Annotated in this window: 9 protein-coding genes; all 9 read right to left on the reverse strand. The window is 54.6% G+C overall.

Annotated features, from left to right (window positions below):
* Positions 1-18: 18 nt before the first annotated feature.
* The 9 genes from LFE_RS10710 to LFE_RS10750 all read right to left on the reverse strand — a co-directional run bounded on the left by LFE_RS10710 (position 19) and on the right by LFE_RS10750 (position 11,991).
* On the reverse strand, positions 19-1,797 hold the full coding sequence (locus LFE_RS10710) for a glycosyltransferase family 9 protein (RefSeq protein WP_014450241.1): 1,779 nt from the start codon (positions 1,795-1,797) through the stop codon (positions 19-21).
* Positions 1,794-3,638, reverse strand: a complete 1,845-nt coding sequence (locus LFE_RS10715) for a glycosyltransferase (protein ID WP_014450242.1) — start codon at positions 3,636-3,638, stop codon at positions 1,794-1,796. Before LFE_RS10715 ends, LFE_RS10710 begins: the two co-directional genes overlap by 4 nt.
* The gene (locus LFE_RS10720) at positions 3,628-5,217 is read right to left on the reverse strand and encodes a glycosyltransferase family 9 protein (protein WP_014450243.1); all 1,590 of its coding nucleotides are present in this window, start codon (positions 5,215-5,217) and stop codon (positions 3,628-3,630) included. Before LFE_RS10720 ends, LFE_RS10715 begins: the two co-directional genes overlap by 11 nt.
* Positions 5,217-7,556, reverse strand: a complete 2,340-nt coding sequence (locus LFE_RS10725; RefSeq protein ID WP_014450244.1) for a tetratricopeptide repeat protein — start codon at positions 7,554-7,556, stop codon at positions 5,217-5,219. The genes LFE_RS10720 and LFE_RS10725 overlap by 1 nt, the downstream gene beginning before the upstream one ends.
* Positions 7,534-8,526 (reverse strand): glycosyltransferase family protein, encoded by a 993-nt coding sequence (locus LFE_RS10730; RefSeq protein WP_014450245.1) that lies wholly within the window; start codon positions 8,524-8,526, stop codon positions 7,534-7,536. Before LFE_RS10730 ends, LFE_RS10725 begins: the two co-directional genes overlap by 23 nt.
* Before the next feature lie 220 nt (positions 8,527-8,746).
* Positions 8,747-9,100 carry a hypothetical protein gene (locus tag LFE_RS10735; protein WP_014450246.1) on the reverse strand — a complete coding sequence of 118 codons (354 nt, stop codon included), beginning with the start codon at positions 9,098-9,100 and terminating at the stop codon, positions 8,747-8,749.
* 4 nt (positions 9,101-9,104) lie between these two features.
* Entirely contained in the window at positions 9,105-9,560 is a 456-nt protein-coding gene (fliS, locus tag LFE_RS10740; protein ID WP_014450247.1) for a flagellar export chaperone FliS, read from the reverse strand.
* Between the two features lie 47 nt (positions 9,561-9,607).
* Positions 9,608-11,059, reverse strand: a complete 1,452-nt coding sequence (gene fliD / locus LFE_RS10745) for a flagellar filament capping protein FliD (RefSeq protein WP_014450248.1) — start codon at positions 11,057-11,059, stop codon at positions 9,608-9,610.
* A gap of 104 nt (positions 11,060-11,163) precedes the next feature.
* Positions 11,164-11,991 (reverse strand): flagellin N-terminal helical domain-containing protein, encoded by an 828-nt coding sequence (locus tag LFE_RS10750; protein ID WP_014450249.1) that lies wholly within the window; start codon positions 11,989-11,991, stop codon positions 11,164-11,166.
* Positions 11,992-12,093: the final 102 nt, after the last annotated feature.

The following is a 12,093-nucleotide window of genomic DNA, read 5'->3' on the forward strand; positions in this document are numbered from 1 at the left end:
GTGAATGGAGCCATTTGCCTACACCGCTGCCGAATGAAAAAAACGCTCTCCTTGACGCAGTTCGGCCTCTCCCCCCGAAGAGGAAATGGAAGGATTGCCTCCGACCGGACCCTGGCAGTCCAGAAGCCAGGAAACCCGTTCGTTCAGGCGAATGTAGGTCTTCCGGGTTTCTTCCACCAGAAGTTTCCAAAGAAACGGATCCCTGATCCCGATCGATTCCTTTTCCAGAAAAAACATCGTGGTCAGTGGACCAACCGGAGGAAACGCCTCTCCCGTTTCCCGTATATTCCTGTCAACGGACTCAATCCTCATCGCCCATTCTTCCCCCGACAGACCAGCGTCGCCGCCTGTCAGGAAAACACCTTCGGAAGAGCAATCCGCAAGCCTTTCCAGAGCTTTCCGCATCTCCCTGGCTTGCTCCGAAAGGGGAAAAGGCCAGTGGATCGGAACAGGATCACCCGCCTTTTCCCCTGAAAGGACCCGGTGCCACAACACCCTGTAGACAGGCCTCAAAACCGCGCCGACGTCGACTGGAAAATCTCCGGACGCCACAAAATGAATCTCTCCGAGCTCATCCCTCCTCGCAAGACTCACAAGAGAACGACCGGCGGTGGAAAGGGCCCCAAGATCTTGATGGAGTGACTCCCAGTCCTCCCTGTCCGGGCGGCGCATATGGCCGAGACGGGTCACGATCACAGACGAGACCAGTTCAGCCTCAAGATCCTCCCTGCAGACCGGGTTATTGCAAAGTGCCGATGGAGAGCATGGCGCGCAGGCCCTGTTTGAGGAAACGACCACGTTGCCCTCCAGGGCCGGGGCCGTTTCCGGGTGAAAAAGCTGGGAAAAGGACAAACATACCGACGGTGTGCCGAACAGGGCGGCGACATGCATCGTTCCCGTATCGTTCGAAAGCAGGATCTCCACTCTTGAAAGAAGCGCTGAAAGGGTCATGACAGAAGTCGCATCGGTCAAGTCCAGGATTCTTCCCCCCAAGCGGCCACCCGCACTTTTCAGGATGTGCTGATTCCTGGCGGCGTCCTCCGACCCTGAGCCCAAAAGAACGATCCGGTGGGTCGGCAAGAGCTCAAGAAGCCTTTGACAGACCCGGGAGAAAGACTCCACCGGCCAGCGCTTGATTTCGACAGAAGCCCCTGTGGCCATGGCAATGATCGGCGTTCCCGGATCGATTCCCCTGAAGCGGAGCAGATCCTCCACCTCCTTATGGGAGACTTCCGGGAGATCCCTCAAGGCTTTTTCCTCATCCTTTGACGCGCCGACACCTGCAATCTTTTTAAAGAGATCGACCAGATTCAGATCATTGAAGAGACGATTTTTGACAAATGTCGACAGGTAGAGAATCCATGGAGAAAGATGGGTCCGGTACCCATCCCCTGTCATCGAAAGCCCCCTCTTCTCCCGGGCATTGACAAGATAACCGAGCATCGCTCCGATCCGGTTCGGTGTCAGGTTGATCAGAAGATCTGGAGAGAGTTCGTTGATTGCCCCCACCATCAGGGAAAAACTTTGATAAAGAGTGACAGGATCCTCTCCCGACAGAACCCGTTTTTTGAGACCGCTTCCATCGATCAGCAATATTCCGTCGATCGCCGAAAACGGCGCCATGGCTTCGGCAAACTCCTTGTAAATGACAAGAAAGATCCGGGCCGATGGAGATTTTTCCCGAAGAGAGAGGATGGATGGATAAAGCTGGTAGATATCCCCCATTCGGGAAAGGGCCAGGACAATGATCGTTTCCGGAGATCCGCAATGTCCGGGGGTGTTGTCCGATACAATCATCCCGGACCTCCCGAAAACTCCTTCATCAGGAGAAATGTGGCCTCTTCCGGAGTGATCTCGTCTTTTCCCGGAGCAATTTGACCCACAATATCGTCAAGCCCAACAGAACCCATATGCCTGTAACGGTTCAGGAAAGAGACAAGTCCGTCATCTCCGGATGCACGGGAAATCAGACGGTCGACAGGCCAGCGACCGGTCATTTCCGGATTGGCAGGTCTCAACCCTTCCCCGATCAGGTCTCCGATCCACTGGCTCATACGAACCTCATAGGTGTGGTCTCTCAAAACGCGGCTCATCGCTCTTCGAGAGATCGCCATGCGCTCTTCGGGATGGTTCAGATAATGGCTCACCCCCGCCCTGCAGGAGCTTTCGTCATCGAAGAGAGCCACCTCAGCCAAAGGACCTTCCATGACGAAAAGCTCTTCCATCAGGGACCGGCGGTCCACCAGGGAAAAAGCTCCGCAAGCGGCTATCTCGAATGTCCTCGGGTTTACAAAATCCCCATCGGGGTTCACCCCATTGTGGTAGACGGAAGAATGCAGGTTGATATTCACATCCGTTGCAGAAAAGATCCGGGCACACTCATCTGGCGACATTCTCTTGTTCGGAAGAGGCATATTCCTGATCAAGAGGTCGGAGGGATTCCACTCGGTCCCGAAGATTTTGAGTCCGAGATCCGCGATTTTTGGAAAAAACTTCTGGCGGTTATGATAACCGGCTCCCATGAACCCGACAGGAGCACCGTAAAGGGATCGATCTGCCGCAGACAGATCTCTCGGGAAAAAGATGTTTGGATCGGCAGCGGCCGGTAGATATCGGCCACGGACCCCAAGATCGGAAAGACGGGAAAGAAAGGGCTCTTTCTGGATCACGGCAAAATCATGGACCAGGGGCGCCACACTCTCCCAGTAAGTCGTCAGACGGAAGTCCTCCACAAACCAGTAGGCAACAGGGAATCCCATCTCCCGAAGCCTCTTGAGAAGAGAGAGAGAGAGCGGAGCCTGGGCCAGTGCGACAATCAGGTCCGGTTTCAGGGAGAGCACCTTGGCCATCACCATCTCGTCCATGAATCCGGAAAAGAGTCCATGCAGCTGTCTTTTGTGAAGATCGAGACTGGTCTGTGCCCCTATGGCCCGAAGAGCTCCCTCAAATGGTGACGCATCGAAGAAGGAAACCCGGTGTCCGGCCGACTTCAATCCATTGGCCACTCCTTGCGCTACAGGATAGGAGCCCCCGTAGACCGGAGGAATCACAAGGATCCTTAGGGAGGCAATGGTCTCTTCATGAATCGAACCCGCCATTTTCCGAGCCGCCACATATCCGTTCGGATGGGTCCGCTCTGATGGCGAATGGACCAGAAGACGAACTCCCGGAGAGATGGATGGTAGCTCCGAAAGTTCCGTCAGAAAGCGGATTCTCCCCCGGAAGCGGAACCAATCCATATAAGACAGGGAGATCCGCAACCGCCGGAGATCCGGCTCAAAGACCCAGACAGGACAGGTCGTCCGGTTCAGGAAGGAGATGACATGATGCCCCATTCCCAGCCCCAGGATGAGAACACCCTCCTCTGGGCAAACACCATCAGACAGGGCCTCTCTCGCCCAGAGATCCCCTTCCTTCTGCGGATCATAGACACTGTGGAGAGAGATCCCCCCAGCGGTCATCACGGGCTGTCCGTTCTTTGCCCGGACCAGAACGGGGGGGAAGGGGTCCGGAGTGGCCCTGGCAGACTCCCGGGACAAGATCCGGTTTGTAAGCGCTCCCGGACCAATCATCCTGAGGTTCTCGGCAAAAACTTCCGGATGTTGGGACTGGACAGTCTCAGACTCTTTATCCGACATGGATGGTTTCCGCTCCTTTCAGGGAAAATCCTTGCCCGGAGGCCGGATCCGGCCTGAGCGAATCAAGGATCTCGTCGATCTCCGATGACAAAAGAGACAGTGCAGCATCACATCGTTCCGAACCGGAGTCTCTCTCCGGGGAAGCGTCCGCTGCTTCACCGGACAGCAGAAGGTGGTGAGCGACCGGCCAGATGGACGGAAACTCGTTCACAAGGGAGATCTGTCTCTCGACAGACGAATATCTCATGGCCCGGAAGAGGTCGATGGCCCGTCGGATCCTCGAGAGCATCCCGATGGTTTTTTCATCCCGCCACTCTCCAAGGGAGCCGAAGGATCGGAACAAGGGGTCAAGAGCTCTCTTTCCCGGAAGAAGTCTGAGAAAAAACCGTCTGAAAAGCACTCCTGTCACAGCGGACTCCCTTTCTCCCGTGCCATCCTTCCAGACAGGCTCTCCCGATATCTCCTGCGTATTGAACGCCCCGTCCCCTTCTCTCCCCTCAAGGACCCAAAGATCATCAGAGGAGGGCGGCAGGGGCCCCCCCTCAAGGATCGACCGGGCGACGCGACCGATCAGATTCCCGTCGATCTTTTCCCGGCAGGAAATACTCTGGCAGCCGGATCCTTCCCCCCCGCAAGGGAAGCACTCCATTCTCGAAACAATGGAAATCCTCCGTCCGAAACGGGCTCCTGTTTCATGAGGGGAAGCCCCTCCGAAAAAAAGCCCGATCGTCGGGATCCTCCTCCATGAAGCAAGGTGAAGAGTGGCTGTATCCGGGGAGATCACCAGAGAGGATTCCCGAATGAGACCATCGAGCTCTCCAATGGAAGTTTTTCCCGCCATATTCCTGACACCCGCCCCGCCGATCCTCCGGATTCTCTCGCCAATGTCCCATTCATCCGGACGTCCCACAAGGACCATCTGGCGACCTGTCAGACGGATGACAGCATCCAGAACACGGACCACTGTTTCCTCCGTGAGAGAACGGTAAACCGATCGGCCTGACAGGACCAGAACAACCGGACCCAAAAGAGAGCCCTCTGACAGCGGGAGATCTCCCGGCTCATCTTCTTCCCGGGGTAAAAACTCCCGCCAGACATCGGACAAGTGAAGACGATTGAGATGACGCAATCCCCTGGCACTTGAGACAAGATAAGCTGGCCAATCCGAAACACTTTCCCCGGGACCATCCCATCCGACCGCCCTTGTAAAACCGTAACGCTTCCTGACCGCCGCTGCCCTCAGGATGGCAACACCACCCGCATCATTGTTCATGTGGACGGCTCTCCCCCAATGCCCATCCCGAAGCTTTAAGACCAGAGCCCTCCACTTTGGATAGGCTCCGGAAAATCCTTCTTCAGGATGGACTCCGGGCAGAGTCATGATGCTTTGGCAAATCGAAAGTTCCCTCGCCCAGGATGCAATCTGGGGAGAACACAACAGACTGACAGGGGCTTTTTGTCTCATGGCCCTTTCTAGAAGGGGAAGGCTCTGCAAAAGGTCTCCGGGGCGAGCCCGCTGGATCACAAGCGTTCCCCCATCCTCGATCTCCGGAAAAGGATCCGGATCGAAAGCACCCATTACAGACCCCGAACAACCGCATCCCGTCTCATCGGGATCCGGGACAACATCCGTATTGCTTCCCCGTCCTTTGAATTATCGGCAAGAACAAGTCTGAGATGCTCGTAAGCCTCATCATCCCGACCATGTTCCAGAAGGAAACGGGCATATTCCCTGCGAAGGAGAGGGGAATGGGGGTAGGACTCCACCAGACCCAGGAGAAGGCCCGCAGCCTGTTCGGCATCCTCAAGGGACCTTGCGGTCTGGATCATCAGTGCCGGAAGCTCCTCCTGGGAAGGCTCCATGGCCAGGGACTGCCCATAGTAAAAAAGCGCATCCTCAAGGCGGCCAAGGGACTGGCAACACATACCGAACCCTGTCAGCGCCTGCCAGCATCCCGGATTCAGGTCAAACGCCCTCTTGAACCAGTGGATGGCCTGGTCGTACCTGCCCGTCAGAAGATAGGAAAGGGCAATGCCTTGCGAGGGGCGCTCATCCCTCTTCGGATCTAGCACCGGAAAGGATTGCTCATACGAGGCGATCGCCATTTCAAATCGCCCGGCTCTTGCATGTATTTCTCCTTCCTTGAGATGGATTTCCGCACGATCCGCCTCGCTCAGCCAGGGGTCTTCCCTTGACTCCGTCAAGATTTCCAGAACCCCAGAGTCGTCATCGGTCGAAAGCATCTCGATCCGGTCGAGAATGGCCCGGACTTTTCTTCGGCAGACCAGAAGGTATTCCACAGTAAAAAGATCCCTGACCCCCTCCTCATCCTGGCCTTTCACCACCATCGGACCGATATCGACATCCATGAGTTCCCGGGATTGGCTTTTTTCATTGAAAACGATCTGCTTGTACCGGCCATCGAGGGCTGGAGAAACAACCTCAACCCAGAGTCCGGTCCGGCTCATGAGGGAAGCGATCGCCTTTTTGCTGAAAAATCCCGATTTTCCCGAGATTCCCGGATCTCCAAGATCAAAGTTCCCGGAGAGCATTCCCGATAAAACCTCGTGATAGCGGATGTTCGGGATAGCAGCAATCACCACCCCCGATTCGGACAGGCAATGCATGTACTCCTTCAAAAACGCGGAAGGGTCCGCAATCCGGGAAAGGATATCCGGCAACAACAGAACATCAATGGAATTGGGGGGAATTTCTGCCCCGCAGTCCATCTCGTTTTGACAGAAGATCCGGTCGTAGTGGGGCTTCGCCAGATCACACTGCTCGGAATTGCTCTCAATGCCCCAGATGGTGATTCCGGAAAATCGCTCCCGAATTCCCCGTCCGATCGAACCTTTCCTGCAGCCAATTTCAAGAATGGTCCGGGCTCCTCCGGGAATCAGGGCCAAGAGGTCGGAACGCTCTTCCCGATCTTTTTTTCTCTCCTGGCTCCTGGAAAACTTCTCTCCGATCACAGAGGACCATTTCCCAATGAATCGATCCAGTGGAAACTGCCGGAGGATATCCTCCCTTGCTTTCTCACCCATTGCCCGGGCCTCCGAAGGATGATCCAGAAACCACGAAAGCCGCTGATGAAGGCCGTCAAGGGTTTTTTCAAGGAACCCGGAGCGTCCATGGATCACCGGTGATCCCGGATGATCGAGGGCCACAACCGGCAATCCGGAAGCCATCGCCTCCAGAAGGGAAAGGTTATAGCCGTCTTCCCATGGATGAATCGTCGTGTGGAGATAAACCCTGCTGGAACGGTAGGCGGCGATGAGATCCGAAAGGCCGGCAGAGGGCATGGAACCCGTAATGGAAGGATTCAGTCCGACCGTCAGGCTGGGAAAGGATCCTATGGCCTGTTCTCCAACCGAACCTCCCATCATCAGATCCCGTTCCTTCAAAAAGTTTCCGACCCGAAGGATGACCCGATTGTTCCCCTCGTATGGGCCCCACACATCCGGATCGACCCCCGGTTCGATCACCCGGATGCCATCAAGCCCCCAGTCCATCGCTTTGGATTTTGAAATGGCAACGATCTCAAGATCGGGAACCATCCCCGTCAAGCCAGAGAACCATTCCAGGTATTCCTCCCTCGAAACCTTGTTCCCACCCAGCGCAAGCATTGTCGTGATCCGGTTGTGAAGAACCAGGATCTGCGGAACAGAAGATTCTTTCGTGAGAAGAAGATCGGTCGGATCATGGGCGATCACCAGATCGAATCCCCCCCTCGCCAGCTCTTCCATTGCCAGCTGCTCACTCACAATTCTTGAACCCCTGGGGCATGGACGAAACTCTGTCATCCATCGGGAATACCCCCCTTTTTGACGTTCGACGATCGTCAGCCTGATATCCGGAATTTTCCCCAGGAGAGTCAGATACCCTTCATGCCAGTTAAAGGTCAGAATATGAACCATGTCTTTTCCCTCCGCTAAAGATCCCGGATGACTCACGGGACAGATCTTCCATGACTGACAAAATCGTTTTGGCGCGATGATGGTAAGTATGGGCGGTGAGGACCTTTGCACGCCCTCTTGCGGCCATCTTCAATGACTCCTGATATGTCTCAAGCAATAAGCGTGCCTGATGAACAAGACTCTCATCGGTATAGACACAAACCTCTGCATCTTTTCCTGTGAGGGAAAAAAGATCCGCCAGACCCGGAACCTCCGGCGTCAGGAGAGGTTTTCCCATTGCAAGGCTTTCAAAAACTCGCATATTCAGATCATCGGCCACCGCATCGTTGAACAAGATCCTGGCCCCACCCAGAAACTGCGACATTTCTTCCAGAAAGACCCTTTTGAACCGGACATCGAATCTAAGCGCCAAACGTTTGAGACGTCTGGACCGCATCTGGAGAGGATTGGTAATGCTTCCGCAAAATCCGATATCGAAGGACTCTTCCGAAAAACATGGTTTATGGATCTCAGGATCGGCCGCAAGAGGAAGCCAGAAGACAGGACGTTCCAGCCTTTGGGAAAACTCTTCCACATAGGCTTTTTGTGCCAAAAAAATCACATCGAAGCTTCTGGAAAGAGCAAGGTGTGCCTCTTTATGCAGATGGGTGTCAATTAAATAACAGGCTTTCGGACAGGAAAAAAGTTCCAGAAAAGCCAGGGGATAATGGATACCCGTTTCGACAAACAGGCAGAAATCCGGACGATAGCCGGAGGGAAGAGCACTGACAAGCTCCATGTAAGGGTGGGAAAAAAAGGGAATGTCATGGGGATGGACCTTCGGAAGGAGATCCAAAAGATTCCATCTTGAAAGGCAGAACTCATCCGCAGTCGGACCACAGGTCAGAACCTCGCAATGGGCCCGCATGGCTTTTTCGAGATAGATTGCGGTCGTGTGGGGAAGGCTTGTATAGGACATGAGAACTTTCATCTCGATTCCTCCGGGAAGATCCAATGGACCTGAATGCTTCAAACAGGGAAGCAGGCCCTTGTCGGAGGATCAAGCAAGTCCCGTACCACTCGCCAAACAGCACGGTAGGCGGACAGACTCTCTATCGAAAAAAGAAGAAGCCGGCAAAATTTTCCCGGGTGGGGGCCAATCTCCCGGAAGGCTCAGGAAACATCAAAGAAGAAAGAATATGGAATAAGGATCAGATTCTTTTAGAAAATGCGGAAGGTTCGGGAGGCAGGATCTGTGTTTTTTGCGCATAGGGTGCCTTGATCAGGCGGGAAAGGGCGTTCAGGCGGCCCATAAGCTCGCCCCTGGGTGCAACAAGGCCTTCGACCAGATGGGATGTCCGATCAATAAGGGCCGAAAGAACCAGAAAATCCTCCAGCCTTGATCCGGAGAAAGACGACCGGGAAAGAGCCCCGGAAAGACGCTCGATCAGAAGATCGAACTCCGGATTCGCCCATGGCTCTCCGGAAACAGACCCCGTATCCTCCGGATCCAGAAACTGGAGAAGGGCCCACAGGGCGTCCTCCAGCTCGAACGACTCGGCCACCGAATCAGCCCCTCACCGAAAGCCGGCCTTCAGGAGCTTTCGAGTGGTTGGCGGGAACAGGCCTGTTCACAGAGTGTCTGGCAGGGTTTTTTGAAACCGCGTCTCTCCAGGCCTCAAGCAGACCTTCCAGAATCTCCTTGACCGGTTTGAGACGCCGTTCTTCATTTCTGATGTTGGCCACCGAAATCTCCTCCATCAGGAAGAGGTAAAGAGCAATCAGACGATCTTCCCAGTCTCCCGACTCTCCGGTTTCCGCCTTGTTGGCCTCAAGAGCCATCGCAAGCTCCCCCAAAATGGCGGTCGACCGGTTGGTCGCATCGATCTTTCCGGGAATATCCCTTCGGACAATGGCTTCCTCAAGCATATCCACGGTTTTGATCAATCCCTGATACAGTTTCAGAAGAATCTCGCTTTTCGTCATCGTATTGACACTTGCACTCTGGTATGCCTGGATTGACATTTTTTTGACTTCCTCCCGGCCGGAGTTCCTTCTTCCGGACACCCGCTTTACAGGGTTCCCTTCGCAATCTGTTGACTGACATAATTTTGCTTCGCGTTCAGCCCACCGAGCAGGCTCTGGAGATTGGAATACTTTTCCTCGAGACTGTCCCTTAAATCGGAAAGGCTTTCGCTTTTATGTTCTATTTCCTTTTCGGTCGATTCCCCCTCGTTGGTGAGGGCTGAAAGCTCTCCCGTGACCGGTCCGGTGACGGGATTGGTCAAATCATCAAGATCGGAATGAAGAGTACGGAGAACCCCTTCTGTACGATCTTTTCCGGCAGAACCGGCAAGAACTCCGACAACCCCCTTGTAATCGCCTCCAAGGGCACGATCCAGCGTGGACTGATTCAGGGTCAAACGGCCGTCCTGTCCAAAATCCAGTCCAATATCGGAAAGGGTATGGTACGGGCCATTCCCCGTGATCGGCTTGGTCAGGGTCGTCGCCAGACGATTCCGGATGTCCGTGACCGTAAAACTGCCCAAGAATGGGCCGCCTCGGCCGGTCGCCTTGTCATATCGGGAATTTTCCGAAATGAAGTTGATCAGGTCATTGTAGTTCTTGACAAAGGACTGGATATTCGAAGTGATCTTCTTCCGGTCGTGGACAATCGAGACACCCACAGGAGCATTCCCCGAGGTGGGAGAGACAAGATGAAGCACCGTTCCCGGAACGGCATCCTTGACATCGTTCGAAGAGGACACCACGGGGACACCATCCACCGTCAGATGCGCCATGCTGGCTTTCTGGACAACGTGGAAGGTCATCCCGATCCCTTCGGTACCGGCAACCCGGAAATTCAGACCATTTTTGGAAGATGACAGGGAAAGCGAGTAGGGACGTCCCGGCTGGCCGGTCCTCATGACCATCGCATGAACCCCGATCTTGGCCTTGTTGATCGCACTGGCAAGGTCGTTCAGGGTAAATCCCGAAGACTGGTCGATGCGGATGGTCTTATAGCTCCCGCCGATCAAATGGTCCCCGATCAGAAAGGTTATGATCCCATGGGAAAGCGCCCCATCGGGAGGGATGTTCAGGACGGAGGCCTTGTCGGGATCGGCAAGCCCCGAAGAGACCACGACTCCCGGCCGGGCAAGGGAGGCCACCGAAATGTCGTGATGGCCGATGTGGGCGTTGTCCGACGGAGTCAGGGTAAATCCCGAGTTGGGAGGAGTTTGTGCCTTGAATGCGTTGAAATTGCCTTCGAGATGGAGTGATTCCGCTGTGTTCTTAAACCCCTCAAGCTTTTTCTGAAGGGATCTCCATACCGCTTGCAATTGAGCCTGCTGGGCCTGGGTCTGCTGAAGCTCGACCAGAGGGACCTCCGCAGCCTTCATGTTCGCTTCGACAAGTGCATCGGTGTCCAGATTCTGGGACAGGGCTGCCATGTTGGAAATACGCATCCGATGGGAGGGGTGATCACCTGGGAGTGACCCCATGCTTCCTGAAATCCCGCTCACAGATAACCTCCCCCCAACGGTGTTCTTTTGTTGAAGCGCCGAACGAATGGTCCGTCGCCCCCTATGACTTATATCCCGGCCCTATCTGTGCTTCGGCGCTCTGGCTAAGGGAGCAGCTTGATCGCAGCCTGAGGAATCAGATTTGCTTGGGCCAGGACCGCTGCGCCGGATTGGGAAAGAATTTGCCGCTTGGTAAAAGCTGCTGTTTCCGATGCGAAATTCACGTCCCTGATTCCCGCCCGCGATGCTTGCACATTTGTTGTCGCGTTGTTCAGGTTCTTGATTGTCCATTCCATCCGATTCTGGATGGCGCCGATCGAACCCTGCACCTGAGTGATTTTTTCAAGGGCCGAATCCAGACGGTCAATCGCATTCTTTGCATCGCTCCTATCCAGGATCTTTGTGGAACCGATGCCGAGGGAACTGGCATCGAGCTTGCCCATCTTGACCGAAAGTCGATCATCGATCGATGTGTAGATACCGACGTGGAACTTGAATTCCGAATGGCTGCCATCGAGAATCTTCATTCCATTGAAGTCGGTGACCCGTGCGATACGGGAAATTTCAGAATTCAAATGTTGATATTCCTGATTCAACACCTTCAGATCCTTGTCCGAATAGGTGCCGTTCGCTGCCTGGATGGCCAGCTGACGCATCTTCAGAAGCAGCGTATTGTCGGTCATCAGGGCACCGGACGCCGTCTGGAGAAGATGGGTACCGTCATTGGCATTCCTGATCGCGGCGTTGTAGGAAAGAACCTGTCCGCCCATTCTCTGGCTGATGGCATATCCGGCAGGATCATCCGCCGGGGAGTTGACCCGGTATCCGGAAGAGAGCCGGTTGATATGCTTGGCCAGGGCTTCCTGGGTCCGGTTCAGGTTGTACTGCGCATTCATCGATGCAATGTTGTCATTGATGATCATTCCACTCATGACTGCCCTCCTTGGTTGTATTCACGGTCCAATCCTTGGACCGTCCTTGTTTTTTCAATCTGTCAGGCGCCTCATCTCCTTTCCCGGTCCTTGACGATGATG

The sequence above is a fragment of the Leptospirillum ferrooxidans C2-3 genome (assembly GCF_000284315.1).
Taxonomy (GTDB): domain Bacteria; phylum Nitrospirota; class Leptospirillia; order Leptospirillales; family Leptospirillaceae; genus Leptospirillum; species Leptospirillum ferrooxidans.